18 protein-coding genes are annotated in these 20,514 nt (G+C 53.1%); 13 read left to right on the top strand and 5 right to left on the bottom strand.

Annotated elements, in window-relative coordinates:
* The first annotated feature begins 10 nt into the window (after nt 1–10).
* The 6 genes from GA565_RS15625 (at nt 11) to GA565_RS15600 (ending at nt 7,233) form a co-directional block, all read left to right on the top strand.
* Nucleotides 11–1,654: an ABC transporter substrate-binding protein gene (locus GA565_RS15625; RefSeq protein ID WP_226950976.1), complete on the top strand. Its 1,644-nt coding sequence runs from the start codon at nt 11–13 to the stop codon at nt 1,652–1,654.
* Between the two features lie 17 nt (nt 1,655–1,671).
* Nucleotides 1,672–2,682 carry an ABC transporter permease gene (locus GA565_RS15620; RefSeq protein WP_152199235.1) on the top strand — a complete coding sequence of 337 codons (1,011 nt, stop codon included), beginning with the start codon at nt 1,672–1,674 and terminating at the stop codon, nt 2,680–2,682.
* On the top strand, nt 2,679–3,521 hold the full coding sequence (locus GA565_RS15615; protein WP_152199234.1) for an ABC transporter permease: 843 nt from the start codon (nt 2,679–2,681) through the stop codon (nt 3,519–3,521). Before GA565_RS15620 ends, GA565_RS15615 begins: the two co-directional genes overlap by 4 nt.
* The gene (locus tag GA565_RS15610; protein WP_152199233.1) at nt 3,518–5,188 is read left to right on the top strand and encodes an ABC transporter ATP-binding protein; all 1,671 of its coding nucleotides are present in this window, start codon (nt 3,518–3,520) and stop codon (nt 5,186–5,188) included. Before GA565_RS15615 ends, GA565_RS15610 begins: the two co-directional genes overlap by 4 nt.
* A gap of 174 nt (nt 5,189–5,362) precedes the next feature.
* Complete coding sequence (locus GA565_RS15605) at nt 5,363–6,613, top strand: MFS transporter (protein ID WP_152199232.1); 1,251 nt, start codon at nt 5,363–5,365, stop codon at nt 6,611–6,613.
* 11 nt (nt 6,614–6,624) lie between these two features.
* The gene (locus GA565_RS15600) at nt 6,625–7,233 is read left to right on the top strand and encodes a DUF998 domain-containing protein (protein ID WP_152199231.1); all 609 of its coding nucleotides are present in this window, start codon (nt 6,625–6,627) and stop codon (nt 7,231–7,233) included.
* 2 nt (nt 7,234–7,235) lie between these two features.
* On the opposite strand, the gene GA565_RS15595 is transcribed toward GA565_RS15600, so the two are convergent.
* Nucleotides 7,236–7,865, bottom strand: coding sequence for a LysE family translocator (locus GA565_RS15595; protein WP_152199230.1), 630 nt, complete (start codon nt 7,863–7,865; stop codon nt 7,236–7,238).
* A gap of 316 nt (nt 7,866–8,181) precedes the next feature.
* On the opposite strand from GA565_RS15595, the gene GA565_RS15590 reads away from it, so the two are divergent.
* From GA565_RS15590 to GA565_RS15570, 5 genes are all read left to right on the top strand, one after another.
* Nucleotides 8,182–9,777 carry an ABC transporter substrate-binding protein gene (locus GA565_RS15590; RefSeq protein WP_152199229.1) on the top strand — a complete coding sequence of 532 codons (1,596 nt, stop codon included), beginning with the start codon at nt 8,182–8,184 and terminating at the stop codon, nt 9,775–9,777.
* A 70-nt stretch (nt 9,778–9,847) separates the two neighbouring features.
* On the top strand, nt 9,848–10,813 hold the full coding sequence (locus tag GA565_RS15585; protein WP_152199228.1) for an ABC transporter permease: 966 nt from the start codon (nt 9,848–9,850) through the stop codon (nt 10,811–10,813).
* Nucleotides 10,810–11,703 carry an oligopeptide ABC transporter permease gene (gene opp4C, locus GA565_RS15580; protein WP_152199227.1) on the top strand — a complete coding sequence of 298 codons (894 nt, stop codon included), beginning with the start codon at nt 10,810–10,812 and terminating at the stop codon, nt 11,701–11,703. Before GA565_RS15585 ends, opp4C begins: the two co-directional genes overlap by 4 nt.
* 27 nt (nt 11,704–11,730) lie before the next feature.
* Nucleotides 11,731–13,272: a Sapep family Mn(2+)-dependent dipeptidase gene (locus tag GA565_RS15575; RefSeq protein ID WP_152199226.1), complete on the top strand. Its 1,542-nt coding sequence runs from the start codon at nt 11,731–11,733 to the stop codon at nt 13,270–13,272.
* Nucleotides 13,262–14,920 (top strand): ABC transporter ATP-binding protein, encoded by a 1,659-nt coding sequence (locus GA565_RS15570; RefSeq protein ID WP_152199225.1) that lies wholly within the window; start codon nt 13,262–13,264, stop codon nt 14,918–14,920. The genes GA565_RS15575 and GA565_RS15570 overlap by 11 nt, the downstream gene beginning before the upstream one ends.
* Here the strand turns inward: GA565_RS15570 and GA565_RS15565 are convergent.
* A complete protein-coding gene (locus GA565_RS15565) occupies nt 14,910–15,797 on the bottom strand; it encodes a LysR substrate-binding domain-containing protein (RefSeq protein WP_152199224.1) in 888 nt (295 codons plus the stop codon). The genes GA565_RS15570 and GA565_RS15565 overlap by 11 nt on opposite strands.
* 139 nt (nt 15,798–15,936) lie before the next feature.
* Between GA565_RS15565 and GA565_RS15560 the strand changes: the two genes are divergently transcribed.
* Together GA565_RS15560 and GA565_RS15555 are read left to right on the top strand one after the other, a co-directional pair.
* Nucleotides 15,937–16,293, top strand: a complete 357-nt coding sequence (locus GA565_RS15560; RefSeq protein WP_152199223.1) for a hypothetical protein — start codon at nt 15,937–15,939, stop codon at nt 16,291–16,293.
* Between the two features lie 114 nt (nt 16,294–16,407).
* Entirely contained in the window at nt 16,408–17,217 is an 810-nt protein-coding gene (locus GA565_RS15555) for an enoyl-CoA hydratase/isomerase family protein (RefSeq protein ID WP_152199222.1), read from the top strand.
* A 38-nt stretch (nt 17,218–17,255) separates the two neighbouring features.
* Here GA565_RS15555 and GA565_RS15550 read toward each other — a convergent pair whose 3' ends face one another.
* From GA565_RS15550 to GA565_RS15540, 3 genes are read right to left on the bottom strand one after another with little or no spacing between them, the layout of a single operon-like run.
* A complete protein-coding gene (locus GA565_RS15550; RefSeq protein ID WP_152199221.1) occupies nt 17,256–18,479 on the bottom strand; it encodes a thiolase family protein in 1,224 nt (407 codons plus the stop codon).
* Entirely contained in the window at nt 18,466–19,962 is a 1,497-nt protein-coding gene (locus GA565_RS15545; RefSeq protein ID WP_152199220.1) for a class I adenylate-forming enzyme family protein, read from the bottom strand. Before GA565_RS15545 ends, GA565_RS15550 begins: the two co-directional genes overlap by 14 nt.
* On the bottom strand, nt 19,946–20,431 hold the full coding sequence (locus GA565_RS15540) for a thioesterase family protein (RefSeq protein ID WP_152199219.1): 486 nt from the start codon (nt 20,429–20,431) through the stop codon (nt 19,946–19,948). The genes GA565_RS15545 and GA565_RS15540 overlap by 17 nt, the downstream gene beginning before the upstream one ends.
* Nucleotides 20,432–20,514: the final 83 nt, after the last annotated feature.

The following is a 20,514-nucleotide window of genomic DNA, read 5'->3' as shown; positions in this document are numbered from 1 at the left end:
GGATAGGCACGTGCAACAGGGACCTTTTACCACTTCTTTGATAACCGGCGCGCGACTGCGCCGGTTTGTTTTACCTCTGATGATGGCCACGGCGCTCTCCGCCTGTGACAAACCCGCCGCCTCCTCCAGCGCAGATAATAAAGCGGCACCCGAAGCGCCGCACGTCGGTGGAAAACTGGTAATAGGGATTGATACCGATCCCAATTGCCTCGACCCGCAGCAGGTAGGGAATAACAATTCGCTTAATATTGGCCGCCAGTTAACTGACTCATTAACAGATCAGGATCCGGCGACCGGTAAAATTGTGCCATGGCTGGCCACCGATTGGCAGGTCAGTGACGACAACCGCCGCTTTACCTTTACTCTGCGCGACGGCGTAACCTTCAGCGACGGCACGGCGTTTACGTCCCAATCGGTGAAGGAGAATCTGCAGGCGATTGTTGCCATGGGGGCGCGCGCCTCGCTGGCTTCAACCTACCTGAAGGGCCTCACAGAAGTGGACACGCCTGATGCGCAGCACGTCACCATCGTTTTCGCTCAGCCGAATGCGCAGTTCCTGCAGGCAACGTCGACCATGAGTTTAGGATTCTTTGCCAGCAAAACGGTGCAGGCCACGGTTGATGCGCGCTGTCAGGGCGAGTTGGTCGGCACCGGACCGTTTGTGCTCTCGACATTTATTCACAACCAGAAGGTCGATATCAGCCGCCGCAACGGTTACAAATGGCCGTCTTCCCTGGCGCAACATCAGGGCGACAGCTATCTCGACGGCATTGAGTACCGCGTTATTCCCGAATCGGGCGTGCGCTTCGGCAGCTTGGTGTCGGGCCAACTCGACCTCAATGCAGGCGTTACGCCGCAGGATGAACCGCTGATACTGGCTAAAAAGTTACCGATTATTGCCCGCACGAATCCAGGGCTGGTTTACAGCCTTTACCCTAATCAGTCGATGGCACTGATGGCGGATAAAAACGTCCGACAGGCACTGAATCTCGCCGTCGACAGAGCTGCGCTACAGCCTATTTTGTCGCGTTATCAGGCACCTGCCAGCTCGGTATTAGCGAAGACTACGCCACTGTATCAGGACTTGAGCAGCGAGCTTAAACACGACCCGCAGGCGGCAGCCGACGTGCTGCAAAAAGACGGGTGGGTGCTGGGTGCGGATGGAATTAGGGTGAAAGACGGCAAGCGGTTGAGCTTCACGCTGACCTTCTGGCAGTCAGCACCGTTTATAGAACTGGTACAGCAGCAGTTTAAAAAAGTGGGCATCGATATGCAGCTTGAAAAAGCGCCAATAGGGCAGGTGATTGCCCGTCAGTCGAGTGGCACGCAGGAAACTGAGTTCTATAACCTGACGCGTTCCGATCCCGACGTTTTACGTACGGTGTTTGACGCCGGTCCGGGCGGGCGAAATGTCAACAAGCGCACAGCCAATGAGATTGACACCTCGCTGCAGCAATCAAGCCAGACGTTAGACACAGTGAAACGCCAGCAACTGGTGACTGACGCCGCTAAGGGTCTGATTGCAGATGGCGACGCTATTCCACTGGTGGAATTGGCGACCGTTATTGCGACTGGCAGCAACGTGCACGGTTTCCGCTATGATGCATCGTCACGGTTCCAGCTTTATGACACCTGGCTCGCGCCGAAGTCTTGATTGAGAGAGGAAACGCTATGACTGACAAAGCCTGGATCTCGGATAACCCGATCGACAAGATCAATGTCCCCGGACTGCGCCTGCATTGGCTGCTGAAGAGGGTGTTGATGAGTTTAGCGGTGCTATGGGCGGCGTATTCGCTGACGTTTCTGATCCTCTACATTTTACCGTCTGACCCGGTGACCATCATGCTCAATCAGGGTGAGCAGAGCACGGTGGACATCGCGCAGGTTAATGCGCTTAAGGCGCTGTACCACCTCGACAGGCCGTTTTATATTCAGTACGCCTGGGCACTGTGGGACCTGTTGCATCTTAATTTGGGGCGTTCAATCGTGAGTGGTGACCCAGTAACGCGTCTCGTGTTGCAGGCGCTGCCACCGACGTTGCTGCTGGCGCTTTGTGCGCTAGTGGTGGCGGTGTTGATTGGCGGAGGGCTGGCGGCGGGCGTCAGCGTACTGCCCGCGGGAAGAGTAAAATCGGCACTGTTGGCATTGCCTTCACTGGGGGCGGCGTTGCCGACCTTCTGGCTTGGGTTGCTGCTGTTGCAGGCTTTTTCGTTCAGCCACGCCTGGTTTCCGGCAATGGGTAATCAGGGATGGCAATCGCTGGTGCTGCCGACCTTAACGCTAGCGGTGCCCACGGCGGCAACGCTGGCTCAGGTGATGAGTCGTTCTCTGGCCGAAGTGTGGCGCAGGCCGTTTATCGACGCACTGCGGCTTAAAGGCGCGAGTACGGCGCATTTGCTGTGGCGGCACGTGTTGCCAAACGCGGCGATACCTCTGCTGACGCTGGCTGGCATGATTTTTGGCCATCTTTTGGCCGGTGCTGTGGTCACCGAAACTATCTTCTCGCGCGAAGGGCTGGGGCGACTGGCACAGGGCGCTGTCGCAACGCAGGATATTCCGGTGGTGCAGGGTGTGGTGCTGACAGCAGCGGTGGTGTTTGTACTGGTTAACTTCGTGGTCGACTTGCTTTACCCGCTGCTTGACCCGCGTTTGGGCAGCGTTTCTTCAGGAGGTGGAAAATGAGCCTCATTCTTCCCGCCGAACAGCGGCTTGCTTTGACAGCGCGTTTTGCCTTTACGCTATGGCTTAGCCTGGCGATTTTGCTGCTGGTTGCGCTGTGGGGCATTGCGCCGGGTATTTTTGCCCATCAGGATCCGCTGGTTGGCAATCCGCTGGTAGCGCTGCAGCCACCCTCGGGCCTGCACTGGTTTGGCACTGATCACTTGGGGCGAGACATTTACAGTCGCACCGTGTTCGGTACCGCGCTGACACTTAAGGCAACGCTGTTTTCGGTGGCGATTGCGCTGGTGGTCGGGGCTACGATTGGGGTGGTTTCTGGCTATGTCGGCGGACGTACCGATCAGCTGTTTATGCGCGTTATCGACGTGCTAATGGCCATTCCCAACCTGCTGCTGGCAATGGCCATTGTCACCGTATTGGGTTTCGGGACGCTGCATATTGCTATCGCCGTCGGCCTGTCATCGATTGCCACCTTTGCCCGTTTGTCACGCGGTGAAGTGTTGCGCAGCAAAGTCAATCTCTTTGTTGAAGCCGCTCGTGCTGGGGGCGTCAGCCATCTGACGATTATCCGTCGTCATATTATTCCTCACGCGCTGGCACCGGTGCTTTCGCTGGCGGCGCTTGAGCTGGGGTTTGCACTGCTTTCCGTTTCGGCACTGAGTTTTTTGGGGTTTGGCGCACCACCGCCGCAGCCTGAGTGGGGGCTTCTGGTCTCCGAAGGCCGTAATTACATTGCCGCCGCCTGGTGGTACACCACGCTGCCGGGACTGATGATTGTGCTCGCCGTGTTGGCAACGAATCGGGTAGCCGGGTTCATACAAGACAGAGCGGAGGAACAATGAGCCACACTATTGAACAGGACATTCAACCGGATGCTCAGCAGGGAGCTCGGCCCGTGCTGCTGTCGGTAGAGCAGCTCATCATTGACTATGTCTTGAAAGACGGGCAAACGCTGCGCGCGGTCGACAGTCTCGACTTACATCTCGCGCCGGGTGAAGTGTTAGCTATTGTGGGAGGCTCAGGTTCAGGAAAATCGACCACCGCTTCAGCGCTGGTCGGTCTGTTGGGCAAGCAGGCACGCCGCATTTCAGGCTCGATTGAGCTTGCCGGACAGCGGCTGGAAAATGCCAGTCAGCGTCAGTGGCAAAGGCTGCGTGGACTGGATATCGGTTTTGTTCCGCAGGACCCCGCACAGTCGCTCAACCCAATACAAACGATTGGCAAACAGATGCTTGAGGCGCTGACGCTGCACGGCGTCGGTAAAAAACAGGCGGCGCTGCGGGTTGAAAGCCTGCTGGCCGAAGTGGAGTTGCACGACGCGCAGCGAATATTGCACAGCTATCCGCATCAGCTTTCCGGCGGTATGCGACAGCGCGTACTGTTGGCGATGGCGATGAGTCATCATCCGAAACTGATTATTGCCGATGAACCGACCAGCGCGCTGGACGTTAGCGTGCAAAAACAGGTGCTGGATGCCCTTGAAGGTATTGTGCGCAGCAAAGGGATTGCACTGTTGTTGATAACACACGACCTGCAGGTGGCGCTTGAACGGGCAGACCGCGTGCTGGTGATGCAGCACGGTAAGGTGGTTGAAACCGGTCCGGCCTCCGCGCTGTTTAATCAGCCGCGTCATGCCTATACGCGGCAGTTGCTGCAGGCTTCACCGGCCTTTTTTGAGGTGCCGCGTCGGCCAGTTTTACACCCTACCGAGGTGCTGCTGCGTGCCGGCCAATTAGTTAAACGCTTCGCTTCAAGCCGCGGACAGGGCAGCTTTACCGCGGTCGATGGTGTTTCATTTCCGGTAGTGCGTGGCGGAACAACCAGCCTTGTCGGCGAGTCAGGCTCGGGGAAATCGACCACGGTGCGCATGCTTTTGGGCCTTGAAATCCCAGACAGCGGTCAGATTGAGTTTGACGGGCGTGATTTTAGCGCACCGAGTCGGGCCGAATGGCAGGCGTTTCGCCGTCGTGTGCAGGTGGTGTATCAAAATCCCTATGCTTCGCTGAATCCCAAACTGACGCTGGAGGAGATTATTACCGAGCCGCTGAGTGCTTTTCGCATCGGCGATAGACAGAGCAGGAGAGCGCGCGCCGAGTGGCTGATGGACAGCGTAGAACTGCCGCAGCGTTTGCTGGACGTGCGCCCGACTGCGCTCTCAGGTGGGCAGCGTCAGCGAGTGGCTATCGCCCGCGCACTGGCGATTTCACCGGAGCTGGTGGTGCTAGATGAACCGGTATCGGCGCTGGACGCTGCCGTGCAGTCACAGATTCTAACGCTGCTTGACCGTTTGCAGCGCGAGCTTGGGCTTAGCTACCTGTTTATTTCTCATGATTTGGCGGTGGTGAAGCAAATTTCTGATTATGTGGTGGTCATGCAGCACGGCAAGGTGGTCGAGCAGGCCGCCGTGGCACAAATTTTTGATAGTCCGCAGACGGACTACACGCGCCAATTGCTGAGCCATATTCCGGGCCGGGGCAGGGCAGCAGACGCACTCAGCGCCGTTAGCTAAGATCCTTCATCAGCACGCACCAAGTCAAGATAACCGCCGAATTTTAGCCTCGGCGGTTTTTTTATCCATCAGAATTGATATTTTTTAGTTTTGTTAATTTTTTATGGTAAAAATGATTTATTGCATCGTCTAATAACTATTAACAATAGAACTATTTTCTTTCAGGGATCCATCATGCCTCCTCCTTCCGCTAACCCGGATTCGCTACTGCAGCACCGCTCCTTTGTCGCCTTTTGGATAGCACGCGCCTCTTCAAGCTTTGGTTTTCAGATGCTGACCATCGTGGTGAGTTGGCAGATTTACTCTTTGACTGGCCGCGCTCTGGACTTGGGCCTGATTGGTCTGGTGCAGTTTTTGCCCTCAGTATCTTTGGCGCTGGTTGCCGGACATATTGCCGATCAGTTCGACAGGCGACGAGTGGTAGTATTGGCGCAGTGTGTGCAGGGCTTGGCCATTATTGGCCTGGCCGTACTGACCTTCACTCATCACGTTGATGAATGGGTCGTGCTGGGGTTGGTGTTTATCAACTCAACGGCTAAAGCCATGGAGGGGCCGTCTTTACTGTCGATGCTTCCGGCGCTGGTGCCACCGGCAATATTACCGCGCGCGATGGCGGCCAACAGCATTGCCGGTCAGGCGGCAGGTATGGTGGGTCCCGCCTTGGGCGGCGTGCTGTATATCGCCGGAGCTGAGGTGGTGTATGGCGTCTGCGCCGTGCTTTATTTCACCTCGGTGTTTATGGTCAGTCGCCTGCGATATGAACAAGCGCTGCCTCGCCGCGTGCCGGCTACCTTCAAAACGCTGTTTGCCGGCATTCACTTTATCCGCAACCGCCCTGACGTGCTGGGGGTTATCTCACTCGACCTGTTTGCCGTATTGCTCGGCGGTGCCACCGCGCTATTGCCGATTTTTGCTCACGATATTTTGCACACCGGTGCGTGGGGCCTCGGCCTGCTGCGCGGTGCGCCTGCGGTAGGTGCTCTGCTAGTGGGATTCTGGCTCAGCCGTCATGCGCTGACTCGCAATGTCGGTATGATTATGTTTGCCGCCGTGGCCGGCTTTGGCGTCGCTACGCTGGTGTTTGCGCTGTCGAGTACCCTGTGGTTATCAATGCTGGCGCTGTTTGCTCTCGGCGGATTTGACATGATAAGTATGGTAATTCGCGGTGCGCTGGTGCAGCTTGATACCCCGGACGATATGCGCGGCCGCGTTAGCGCGGTAAACTCAATCTTTATTAATACTTCCAACCAGCTTGGCGAATTCGAGTCCGGCATGCTGGCTGCCTGGCTGGGTGCCGTTCCCGCCGCGGCGGTGGGGGGGATAGGCACTCTGGTTGTGGTGGCGCTGTGGATGAAGTGGTTCCCAGGCCTGCGCCGTCGTCAGCAGTTGCAAAATGACCCGCCGCGGGTTGAAAGCGTAGCCTGATAGGAGAATGTATGCGAAGTGATACGGGTTGGCAAAAATGGGGTGCACTGTGCTTCAGCCTTGGCGGATTACAATATTTGCTGGCAGAAAAACTCAGCGCTCTGAGCTGGGCCAATCCACACTATTCATACAGTCAAAACTACATCAGCGACCTCGGGATCCCGCTTCGTTCCCCACTGCATGACCTGATGAACGGCGGATTTGCGATTGAGGGTGTACTGTTTTTCATCGCCTGCTGGTTGCTGCGCCATAATTTTAACGGTATCGGGCGCGGTGTGTTTATTGCCACCGGATTAATTCACGCCGTGGGCGGCGTGATGATTGCTCTGTTTCACAGCGGCGGTGAAAGCACCGGCGTTACACCGCATCAGGTCGGTGCCGTCATGGCCATCGCCGGCGGTAATTTGTGTCTAATTACCGTCGGCTGCGTGATGTGTTTCAGAGCGGGATTTCGCCGTTACGGCGCATTAAGCCTGATATTAGGCTGCCTTGGCCTGCTGTGTATGGTCACCCTTACCTATAATATTTTTCCTATCGGCGTTATAGAGCGCGCCTCGGTTTATCCCATTACTCTGTGGCAAATATTGACCGGCCTGGGCTTACTAATTAAAAGCCGCTAGGCTTAATACAATGAAATAATAAATCCTCCGGCGAAGAGCAGATAAAACCCGGCGCAGATAAGGTCGAAATAGCGGCGCGTGCGCAAGAAAAAGGCTTCGGCGGAGCGGGCCGAAAATGCTAGCGCGTAGAGGCAAAAAATTATCATACCGGTTAACGCACAGCTGCCAATCAGCAGGAATACTCCCCATGAAGGCGTGGCGGCGCTCATGCCGACGCTGGTTACCGTAAACCAGGTCAGTACGGCTTTGGGATTGGTCAGGTGAATGCCCAAGCCTTGAAGATAAAATCCCAGCGTTGAAGTCGGCGAAGTCTGCGGCTTTCTTGCCGATGCAGGTTTATTAGCAACGGCGCTTCTGACGGCTTTGCAACCCAGCCACAGCAGATAACAGGCACCGGCGATTTTTAGCCAGAAAATAAATTTGCCTGATGAAGTCAGCAGCGCCGACATGCCGAAACCGGTCATTGTCCCCCAACACAGCGAACCGGAAATAACGCCCGCGGCGAGGGTAAACCCTGCTCTTCGTCCATAGTTCATGGCGGCATTGGCAATAGAAAGATTTCCCGGTCCCGGCGTTGCCGTTCCGACGATATATACCAGCATCCCTGCCAGAAAAGCTGAAAGGCCTGTCATGATCATCCCAGTATCTAAGAAGTATGAAGTCATCATACTTGAGACATCGGGCAGATTTTAAGGTACAGAATCCCTTTATTTTTTGCAGTACAGATAACGCATTACTTTATTTCGTGCAGTGGATCGCGGCCATAAAGCGCTGAGCCTCACTGATTTGATTATTAGATAAGCATTACCATTTAAAGTATTTGCATAACCCTCGGTCAGCCCTTAATTTTGTTAAAAATTAGTGCGTTGTCACCGATTCTCCGTTTTACTTTTATCGCCGAAAATATCATTGGCGGACTGAATTATTGCAACTTTATCTGGGGTAGTAATGAAAGTATTATCAAAGGCAATCTTTTTTGCTGCCATGAGTCTGACGATGTTCAACGTCACGGCGGCAGAAAATAATAACAGTAACAGTATTATCCGCTACGCTATCTGGAGTAATCCAAGCGGAACTTTCCATCCTACTCTTTATTTCACTGATTATGATCGCGCCATCATATTTACCGTTTTCGGCCGTCTTTTTACGCTTGATGAAAATCAAAATCCCAAACCGTCGTTGGCAGAAAAATACGATTATTCCAATGACGGTAAAACGCTGACGCTGCATTTAAGGCCGGGTGTAAAATGGCACGATGGCGTTGCCTTCACCACCAACGATGTCTATTTCACTTATGCCACCGAAGCCGATGGCGGATTCCCTAAAGACACGCCTGATTTTGTGAAACACCTGGTGGGATATGAGGATTATCACGCCGGTAAGACGTCAACACTGGCGGGTATCAAGGTCATCGACCCGCAAACTATCAGTTTTACCTTCAATGCGCCGTATGCTGCTGCGTTCTCCCATTTTGCCGATCGTCCAGTACTGGCCGAACATATTTGGAGCAAGGTGCCAGTCAAAGAGTGGAACAAAGCGACCGAGTTGCTGCGAAAACCGGTCGGCACTGGACCTTACAAGTTTGTGGAATTTTTACCCGACCAGTACGTCAAACTTGAACGAAACGAAGACTACTTCGGCGGTGAACCTAAAACCAAGACGCTGATTTTTAAAATATCCAATGCGCAGACGGTTCAAAATGAACTGATTAACGGCGACGTTGATATTGCCGAGCTTTCGTCCTGGAACGGTCGTGATTTACAAACTTATAAAAATGCCGGTATTCAAATTGTTGAACAACCGGGCGTCGGGGCGCAGTATTTATCGCTCGACACGCGCAATAAAAATCTGGCTGACCGGCGGGTTAGACAGGCGTTGGTCTATGGCATCGACCGCCAGGCAATTGTCGATAAGCTTTTGTACGGACACGGCGAACTGTTTAACACTAAAGATAATCCGCACAGCCCTTACTATCCTAAAGACCTCAATAATTACGCCTACAATCCTGAAAAGGCCAAGGCGCTATTAAAAGAAGCAGGGTGGTCCGACACTAATGGTGACGGTTTTGTTGATAAGGACGGCAAGGATTTTATCTTTACCCTTAACTATCCGACGGGTAATAGAACCCGTGAACTGACAGCACCTATTATTCAGCAAAACCTGAAAAAAATAGGTATTAATGTCGTGCTTAACGTCGCCGACTTTAACGCAACGCTCTCCATTTTGCAGGACAAGAATAAGCGCTATGACGGCGTATTGATGGGCGGAACTTTCCGGCCCGGGCAATATGATAATAACTTCTGGTGGGAAAGATTTTCCACGCCGCAGTTAGACGGCGATGCCAATCAGTTTAACGCCACTATCGACCCTGACAAGCTTAAGACCCATATTGGCGATTGGCTAAAGGCCGTCAATGAAGAAGTGCCTCACGTCTGGCTCTACATTCCCAATCAGGGGTATGCGTTGAGCAAAAGGGTGACGCATTATCACTCTTATCCGTATGAACCTTTCGCCGATGTAACTAACTGGACCGTTAAACAGTAACCCATTCACAGTACAGGGTTTTATAGTGCAGACTGGCTATAAAACCCGTTCACTCTATTTCGGGAATTTTATGATAAGGGTTATTTTACGCAGAATACTTATTTCCATACCGGTGCTGATTGGCATCTCGCTGGTGGTATTCTTCTTAATAAAATTGCAGCCCGGCGATCCACTTGTTGGCATGATTTCACCCGAAACCACGCCCGAGCAAAAGCAGGAAATGCTGCGTCAGGCCGGTTATCTTGACCCCGTCGGGATTCAATATTTGCGCTGGGCTTCACGTGCGATATTTGGCGACTTGGGTTATTCGCTGCACAGTGGTGCACCGGTATTAACGCTTATCAATGAAAGAGTGTTAAATACGCTGCTTCTGGCGGGCAGTTCGCTTTTTATTACCCTGCTGATTGCTTTACCGCTCGGAATTTATCTCGGCCTGCGACGGGGTTCTTACGCAGATATCAGCGTCTCACTGTTGTCTTTTATTATCGTATCCATCCCGGTCTTTTTCATCGCTATATTGTTGGTGAAGGTCTTTGCCATGAATCTGCACTGGTTTCCGGTCTCGGGGGTCTCCACGCTGGGCAGTAATGACACCGGTATCGACAGAGTGATTGACGTTGGCAAACATCTTGTTTTGCCCGCAGTGACCCTGGCAGTAGGCAATATCGCGATATTTAGCCGCTATTTGCGCGCCAGCATTAGCGAGCTAACCCGTCAACATTTCATCAGGGCGTTGTTTGCCAAAGGGATGAAAAGGTCAGGCGTGATTTTCCCTCACTTGCTGAAAAATGCCGCCAAGCCACTCATAACAATGATCGGCATGGAGATCCCCGCGCTGCTCTCATCAACGCTGTTGACTGAAATTATCTTTAATTGGCCGGGCATTGGGCGCTTGAGCTTTGACGCTATTCAGGCACGTGACTACCCGTTATTGATGGGCGTAGTGCTGTTTTTGGCCGTTATTACCCTGGCAATTAATATTATCGCCGACATTCTTTATGCACTCGCCGATCCACGAGTGAGGTTGACACCATGATGCTCGAAAATGAAACCCTCGCCCGTCGGCAGAAGTCTCGATTACACCCGCTGTTTAAAGACAAGTATTTTGTGAGTGGCATAACCTTGCTGGTTATTCTGGCTGTTTTGGCGGTATTTGCGCCTTGGCTTACCGCCCACAGCCCCGACGAAATGGATTTATACGGTATTGAGGCACCGCCAAACGGTGAACATTGGTTGGGCACGGATGAAATTGGCCGCGACGTATTGGCAAGGCTGCTGTATGGCGGACGAGTTTCCATCATGGTGGCGCTGGCAGCGGTATTTTTTCAGGCCGTGCTCGGCATTTTACTGGGCAGTATTGCCGGTTATAAAAGCGGTATTGCCGATATGCTTATTATGCGCGCCACCGATATTATTATGTGTTTTCCCTTCTACGCGATGGCGATTACGCTCGCCGCTATCCTTGGCGCAAGCTCATGGAACGTTATTTTAATCATTGGTGTGCTTCACTGGACCGGAATAGCCCGACTGGTGCGAGCAGAGTTACTTTCGCTTAGAGAAAGTGGCTATGTTCAGGCCGCCAAGTCGATGGGGGTTAACAGTTTTACTGTCGTTTATCGGCATCTGCTGAGGAATGCCTATGCGCCGATAATCGTTAATCTCACGCTGGCGGTCGCGAATGCCATTCTGGCCGAAGCCGCGCTGAGTTTTATCGGACTGGGCGTTAAGCAGCCGCAACCCTCGTGGGGAAATATGCTTTCGGCGGCGCAGAGTATCAGGGTTATTGACTACGAATGGTGGCTGTGGGTCCCGCCAGGACTGACGATTGTGCTGATGGTATTAGCCATCAATTTTATCGGTGAGGGACTTTCAAGAGTGCTAAACCCCCGACCGGCAGTGCCGATTAAAGATATCCACCTTACCTAGCTGAAACTATCTCTACAGGAGAGACGTATGAGTCAATCACTTCAAGAAAACGGCTTTACCGGAAAGTTATCCGCAGAGGAAAAGATTTTTTCGGAAAAAATTGAGCACTGGTTTGAGCAACATCGTGAAGAATTTATTCAGGACCTGCTTAAGTGGGTGGCTTATCCGAGCATTGCCGACGAGAAATTAGCGCAGGACGGCAAGCCCTTTGGCATCGAAGTGCACAACGTTTTTCAGCATGTCAAAGCACAAGCGGAAAAACTCGGCTTTGCCACCGAAGAGCATCAGGGATATGCCATTTCTGTGCTTTCTGATAATCGTACCGATACGCAAGACCTGGGGTTAATCTCACACCTCGACGTGGTTCCGCCCGGCGACAACTGGACCTTTGCTCCTTTCGAGCCTTTTCACAAAGAGGGGTTCGTGATTGGGCGTGGCGCATCGGATAACAAAGGCCCGGCGCTGTTGGACCTCTACCTGCTGCGCGCTTTCCGTGACTTGGGCGTCTCACTGCATCATAAACTGCGCATTATTTATGGCGGGGCGGAAGAAATTGGCATGGGCGATATTAAATATATTGCCGAAAATGGACCGGTTCCGCGCTTTTCAGTGATTACCGACGGCGGCTTTCCGGTCAACTATGCGCAAAAAGGTGGCCTGAATCTTATTCTGCATATTCCAACCGGTCCGCTGTTAACGCGACTCTCGGCGGGCGTGGCGGAAAATGCGGTTCCGGCCAGCGCGACGCTGCGTTTTGCCGACACAGCGCTTTCGAAAATTGAAACCGCCATTGCAGGCCTCCCTGTCGCGTTGCGAGATAAAGTTTCGGTAAGCCTTGATGGCAGCGATGTTCTGCTGGTCTCGCACGGTAAATCTGGGCACGCGGCTTTCCCTGAAAACACCCAAAATGCCATACCGCTGCTGCTTAACGCCGCGGTTGCCGCAGGCTTGCTTGCCGATGCCGACCTTGCGGCCGCTAAACTGATTGCCCAACTGCTTGAAGACCCCTGGGGTGAGGGCGCAGGCATCGCCTTTGAGGACCAGCAAACCGGCAAGCTTACGCTGAATGGCGGATTGATTATTCCGGGTGAGCATGGTGTTGAGGTCTATTTTGATATTCGCTACCCAATATCCACCGACAAGGCGGCGCTGTTTGCCGCGTTGGAACGGGCGATTGAACCGATAAAGGGTGACCTAACGGTATTGCGCGATGACTCGCCGATGCACGTCGATAAAAATAGCCTGCTGGTGCAGCGCCTGCAGCAAACCTTTGATTCAATTGCAGGCACTAAAACCGAGCCTTATACCATGGGCGGCGGCACACACGCCCGCGTGCTGCCAGACTCCATCACCTTTGGCCCCGGCTTTGGGCGTAATCCGGCGCTGTCGTTTAACGGTGAAAGCGTTTCTGTTCGACCTGATTTTATCCCCGCCGGACATGGATCTCCGCATGGTCCCGATGAGTTTGTTTCTATCGAGAATCTAAAAAGGGCGTTTAAAGTTTACGCCATTGCTATTCCTCGATTAGACAGCTGGCTGGAGCAGGGGCTTATCACGCATGCCCGCTAACCCGCCACTGTTGAGTATTAAGGGGCTGTCCGTGCGCTATCGCGGATACGGCGGTGAGGTGACGGCGGTTAATCAGGTTAGCCTGAGTCTGAACGCCGGTGAAATTGTTGCGGTGATTGGCGAATCGGGTGCCGGAAAGTCAGCCATCGCGCAGGCCATTCCGGGCCTGCTGCCAGCGAATGCCGACATTAGCGGAAAGATCCTCTTTCAAGGGGTCGATCTGCTCGACTTAAATCATGCACAACTTTCCGCCCTCAGAGGGCGGGAAATCGCCATGATATTTCAGGACCCCAGTTCCTCACTCGACCCCGTGTTCTCGATAGGCAAACAGCTGGATGAATCTATCGCCCTGTGTGAGCCGCACCTTAACGCCAGGCAGCGCAAATCCCGCGCCGTAGCACTGTTGTCACAGGTAGGCATTGTGCAGCCGGAGAAACGTCTGAAGAATTTTCCCCACCAGTTCTCGGGTGGGCAGATACAGCGCATTATGATTGCCATGGCGCTGGCCGGACGACCGAAAATATTGATTGCCGATGAGCCTACCACCGCGCTTGATGTGACCACCCAGCAAGAGATACTCGACTTGCTGTTTAGCCTCAATCAGCAGTTTGGTATGGCGCTGCTGCTCATCACCCACGATATGGGTGTGGTGGCCGATATTGCCCAGCGAGTGATAGTGATGCGTCAGGGGAAAATAGTCGAAAACAGCGCGGCCAAAACGCTGTTCCACACCCCGGAGAATGCCTATACGCGGCAGCTGTTGGCGGCCATTCCGTCCTCTCACTCCGCGCTAACCGCGGTAAAGGAAAATTTCACTCCGCTTTTGCAGGTCGATGATGTGCACATAAGCTATTCATCAGGTTTTGGAAAGAAACATACCATTGTCAACGGTGTCTCTTTCAGCGTCGGCAAGGGCGAGTTTCTTGGCCTGTTGGGAGAGTCTGGATCGGGTAAAACCACGCTCGGGCGTAGCCTGCTCGGGGTGATAAAACCAGACCGTGGCACCCTGACTCTGGCGGGAGAACCTATTTATCAGCCGCGCAGTAAAAGCATTAAATCGCGCATCGGGGCTATTTTCCAGAACCCGTTAAGTTCGTTAAACCCGAGGATGACGCTGGGGCAATCGGTCGCTGAACCTTTACAGACTCACAGTGCCATGAATGACAGCCAAATTTTGAAGCGAGTTAAGTCACTGATTGATCAGGTTGGCTTGCCTGCAGAATGGCATCAAAAATATCCCTACGAGCTTTCTGGCGGCCAATGTCAGCGAATTGCCATCGCGCGTGCGATTGCGCTTAATCCACAGTTGCTGATTGCCGACGAGCCGACCTCCGCGCTGGATGTGTCAATCCAGGAAAGCATCCTTGCGTTGTTAAGGAATTTGCAAAAGGAGTATCAATTTGCCTGCTTGTTTATCAGCCATGACCTGGCGGTGGTGCGCAGTCTTTGTCAGTCGGCGCTGGTGTTAAAAAACGGTGCTGTAGTGGAGCAGGGAAGGGTATTTGAGCTTTTCTCACGACCGGCCAGCGATTATACCCGCTCGCTAATCGACAGTATTCCCGCAGCCGATCCGCTGTATCAGGAGCAAAAACGTCGTGCTCGAGCGCCCTGGCTGTTTGCTGATAATAACGCCGTCACTATGCGCTGATGCTGCCGATAATCCAGGTTTTTAACGCCTGAACGTCAGCGCGTTGGGCCTTCTCCTTACGGGTGACAAAATAATATTTGCCGCCGGGAAGGGCGTGTTCAAACGGTACGACGAGAATGTTTTTATCAATAAAATCTTTTGCCAGCAGGCGACTGACAATAGCGACACCTTGCCCGGCAATCGCCGCCTGAATGGCGTGAGTTTCGTCGGTAAACCGCAGTCCTGCATCGATATTCAACGACTCAGGCCCGTAAAGGCGATGCCAGTGCTGCCAATCGGGAGAAGGATTGGGAATATGACGATTCTCAACGTGAAACAGCGTGGTCCGTGTCAACTGATCGCGTTGGGTGAGTTCCAAATTCGGGCTGGCGACCAGCACAAAACTGTCTTCGTGCAGCAGGGTTGAGTCCAGCGTTTCATCAGGCTGCATACTGTAACGAATGGCAACGTCTACTGAATCCTTAACCAGGTCAACCAACTCTACGCTGGTGTGCAGCCGTAAATCCAACAACGGAACGCTGGCCTTGAGCTGTGCAAGGCGCGGCACCAACCAGTGGGTGAGAAAGTTTGAGGTGGTGGACAAGGTTAATGCGGGTGGCAATTGGGCGCGATAAATGTCGTTAACCGCCTCCTGCAGGTCGGCAAAGGCGCGCACGGTGGCCTGCTGCAATCTCAAGCCGGCCGTTGTGAGAGTCACTTCACGCGCATTGCGCACAAAAACCACCGCGTTCAAAGACTCTTCCAGCACGCGTATCTGATGACTAATGGCGGTAGGTGTGACCCCAATTTCATCGGCTGCGCGCTTAAAACTGCCAAAACGGGCGACAGCATCGAAAGCCTTAAGTGACCCAAGCGGTGGCAGGCGCTTCTCTTTCATGATGAGATATTTTCATCCATGGCTGAATTCTTTGACTTTGATTGACCCAAAGTAAGGGATGTAAGCTTGATTTGCAACGTTGGATAGATGAAATAAATTTATCTATGACAGACGTGAAAGCGCACAGAGGATGAAAAGAATGAGCAGCGAATCACAGACAGAAACTAAACCACTCAATCGGCAAACCCAGGGCCGTGTCCTTATGACCGTCTTATCTTCAGGACTGGCCACGCTGGCCATGGTGGGCCTGCTATTTGCCCTGGCAAGCTGGGTGCAAAACGGGTTAGCTTCCGAACTTAATCATCGCGCAAACGGCGCTGCAACGCTGCTACTGTTACTGCTGTGGGTAAATGAAAAATACAGCCCACAGCCGTGGATTAACAGAAACCTGCGTGCTCAGACCCGAAAACTAGCCACCGACTGGGCGGAAAGCCTTTACACGGTCATCGCGGGCGTGACGCTGATTTTGATTGCTGTTGCGTTTTATCGCGCCTGAAACATTGAGCCGTATCGGACCTTGGGCTGGCGAGGCGCAGAATAGGCAGGTACTATTTACCTCTCTGATGACGGTGTTGTTCATAACACTGACTGTGCAATGTTTAGGCCCCCAATGAGCACTGATAATACCGATTTTGAGAAACAGCCTTTCGAAACGATTGTCCTGCAACGGCTTACCGACCGGGTAGTTGTGGTCACTTTACATCGGCCGCAGGCTCACAACGCCTATAACAGCCAGATGGTGAGAGAGCTGGGCGAGGTTGTTGCCTATGCGGAAACAACCGCGACCATTGATGTGGTTATTCTTACCGGCAGCGGTGAAAAAACCTTTTGTGCCGGTGCTGACTTGCATGAAGCCTTTGTTGATGGCGGAAAGGGGCTACTTAATGCCAGCGGAGGATATAATCCTCTGCAATTTATGCCAAGACGCAAGGTGTGGGTCGCTGCCCTCAACGGTAATGCCTTCGGCGGTGGTTTGGAGCTGGCGCTGCAGTGCGATTTACTTGTTGCGGAGAAAAACGTTCGGTTGGCGCTGCCGGAAACACGTCACAGTCTGCTGCCAGTCGGCGGCGGTGTATCTCAGCTAACCCGCTTACTGCCTGCGGCGGTGGTCAAAGAGATGATTCTCGCCGGCACCGCGCTGGAGGCGGTGCGCGCCGCCGAGCTGGGGCTGATTAATCGGCTTAGTGACAGAGAAAGCCTGCTCAACGTGGCGCTGGAATTAGCGAACCGTATTACCCGCAATGCACCACTGGCGGTGCAGGCGTCTAATGCGCTGATAAACCACGGTCTTTATGGCGATCGAAGCACGCTGGAGGCGCAGATTGCGCAAGAGTTGCAGTGCATACAGCAAAGCGATGATTTTTTAGAAAGCGGACGCGCTTTTAGCGAAAAGCGTGAACCGATATGGAAAGGTCAATAATACCGCCCTTATGTCCTGGCTCAGGGCGGGTAATGGCATCAAAACTCAGCGGCTTTAAACAGTGCGCTGAGCCCAATACCCCCGGCGATGCCCAGCATGGCCATGGCAAACTGTGAGTCATTAGCCTGCGTCTCGGGGCTTTGCTGGCGTATCAGTTGGCTAAAAATTCGCGTCACCATAATTCCCCCCGACGCGCCATAAGGATGTCCGAGCGCAATCGCGCCGCCCTGCAGATTGATGCGGTTTTCGTCAATATTCAGGGCATCAATCGATCCCAGAACCTGAGCAGCAAAGGCCTCGTTGAACTCAATAACACTGATATTTTCTATATTCAGGGCCGATTGGCGGGCGAGCAGTTTTTGCGTGGCAGGCACCGGACCCAGTCCCAAAAGGTTGGGATCAACACCAGCGCTACAGGCATCAACAAATCTTAGGCCGCGGGTATAACCCATTTCGACGGCCTTTTTACGGCTCATGATCAGCACTAACGATGCACCGTCGTTCAGAGGACAGCAGTTTCCCGCCGTGACCGTTCCTCCTTCTGTAAACACCGGCGACAACTTTTCCAGAGCGCTGAGTGAGGCATTGTGGCGCGGGCACTCATCCAGGCCCAGCGGCTTGCCCTCAACCTCAACCGGCACAATTTCGTCTGTAAACAGGCCATTTTTGATAGCCTCGACCGCGCGCTGGTGGCTGCGCAATGCAAAATTATCCTGACGCTGGCGACTGATCGCACATTTCACCGCCACGTTTTCTGCCGCAAAGCCCATCTCTGGGTCGCCGATTTCATCGGGTGAGAATCGCGCTCGGGCATAAAAACGCGGCATCTGCTTGAGGCTGGTCGGTTTTTCTACCCGCCATGGCGCCGTGCTGACACTTTCAACGCCGCCGGCAATAAAACACTCACCGGCACCGGCCTGAACCAGGCGACAGGCGTTGATAATCGCCTCAAGTCCTGAACCGCACTGGCGGTCTATAGTGACTGCCGGAACCGACTGCGGCAATCCGGCGTGCAGGGCGGCCAGCCTTGCAATATTGCCGCCACCGCCCGTGGCATTGCCAAGAATGACTTCATCTATTTGCGCTGCGTCGATTTTTGAGTGGCTGAGGATTTTTTGAAATAACGGGGCAAGCAGCGCTTCCATCGGTAGAGTAGCAAACATGCCGTAGGCCTTGCCGACCGGTGTGCGGTAGGCTTCAACGATAACCGGTTCACCGTCGGGCGCAGGCTGATAGTTGAGTGCGATGTCATTTAATTTCATGATTGATGTACATTTTCTCCAGAACGCTGCGTTTGATTTTTCCGCTTGGCGTCAGCGGCCAATGGTCCAGCTTGCAGAACTGGGCAGGGATTTTATATTTCGCCAACTGTGACCGGCAAAGCGCAGGCAGTTGATCGGTTTCAAGAATATTACTTTCGAAAAAGGCGATCGCCTTTTTGCCGAGATATTCATCATCTACCGCCAGCACGACGGCTTCAATAACCTCTGGGTAAGATTTGAGCACCGATTCAATTTCTGAAAGATAGATATTATTGCCCCCGCTTATCACCATGTCACCGCTGCGACCGATGACGTGCAGCTGGCCCTGCGGGTTAATATAGCCGATGTCGCGCACGGTAGAACCCCAGGATTCGGTTTTAAAGGCGTTACCGTCGTCGCCCCACAAATACCCCGAGCAGACTTGCGCACTGGTCAGATAAATAAATCCGGGTTTGTTTTGCGCCAAAGGATGGCCGTGCTCATCACGAATCGACCAACTGACCTCAGGAAAGGGCAGGCCGACGGTTGGCAGCTGGCGCTCGACATTTTCATCATCCAGAGTAGAAACAGCAATAAAGCCCAGTTCCGATGCGCCATAATATTCTTGAATACGCGCATGGGGAAAAAGCCGGCGTGCAGTACGGTAGTGGTTCATTTCGAGCTTGGCACCGGCGCTGAGCAGGTGAGTGATGCTTGAAAAATGCGGTGCATCGACCGATTCAAGGCGTGCAAAAGCCGTCAGCATGGTCGGCACCAGCACCAGACGCTGCACCTGATGTGTCAGGATAATCTCAAGCGCCTTTGACGCCTGCCATTTCTGCATACAATAAAATGAGGTGCCTGCATCCAGTGATTCATTCAGGCAATAAAGGCCAATGCCGTGAAACAGCGGGCCGGGGAACAGCGTAGAAGATGCGGTGGCTAAATCAAAAATCTGCTGACCGTTCCTAAAGCTTTCCCGCCATGAATGACGAGAACGCATAAAGGCCTTAGGCGTGCTGGTGGTGCCCGACGTGAAGTTAATCAGAAAAGGGGTTGTGGCGTTTACGTCCTGCACAAAGGCGTCTTCATAAAAGCCAAGATGCGCGTCGGCGAGGTTTTCGACGTCCTCAATCGGCAGGCTGTCAATGTTTAGGCTTTTTGCCAGCGAAATAATTGCCGTTTGCGCACGCTTCACCAGAATCAGGCGCGGTGAAAGTCGGTTTAACACGTCGCGCAGTTGCTCGGTAGGTAACTGGGGGTCGATAACCGCACACACGTTTTTGTTGGCGGTGGCGGCAAGCCAGGCAGGCACAAACTCCAGGTCATTACCCAACGCCACGGCGATAGTCTGTTCTGTGTCAGGATCTTGTACCAGGGCGGCAAATATTGACAGCGCGCGCTGGAACAACTGCTGCCAGCTCAGGGTTTGCTCCTCGATATTAACGGCGGTGTGCGCCGCTTTATTTAAAGCGTAATATTTAACTTTATCGTGAACCGGCATGATGCGCATTTTCCCCGAGAGGTTTATTCTGCTGACCTTCTGCCTCAATAAAGGTAAATTTATTAATCAGCTGCGTTCGCGTCTCTTCGGGAATAGGACGCGGTTTATTGTCATCAATATTTACACAGACCCAGACCAGTTTTCCTTCGGCACAAATTACCTGTTGGGCTTTGACTGCAAGTTTGATATTAAAAATCAAACTGCTGTTGCCCAGTTTTTCAATATAAACCACAGGTGTAATAATATCGTCAACCGACAGGGGATGGAGGAATGTTGCCTCACATTTTTTGACATGATAGGACACGCCTGAAGTGGCGGGGCGGAAATACTGCATCATACCGTGGGCGCGTAATTGATTAACTACGGCATCTTCGAAGTAATCTAAATAGACTGAATTATGTACGTGCCCGTTGAGATCAATATCGCGCATTGATACTCGAAACGAGTCAGTCTCATTATGGCTATTCATTGATGCAACCCATATTCACACGACCCATTCTCAATTATCCTTAAACCCATTACACTAGCCCATTAAACGGCTTCTCTTAAGAA

This window comes from Rouxiella sp. S1S-2 (genome assembly GCF_009208105.1).
Taxonomy (GTDB): domain Bacteria; phylum Pseudomonadota; class Gammaproteobacteria; order Enterobacterales; family Enterobacteriaceae; genus Rouxiella.
Note: the sequence above shows the minus strand (reverse complement) of the source record. Positions and strands in the feature narration are given on the sequence as shown.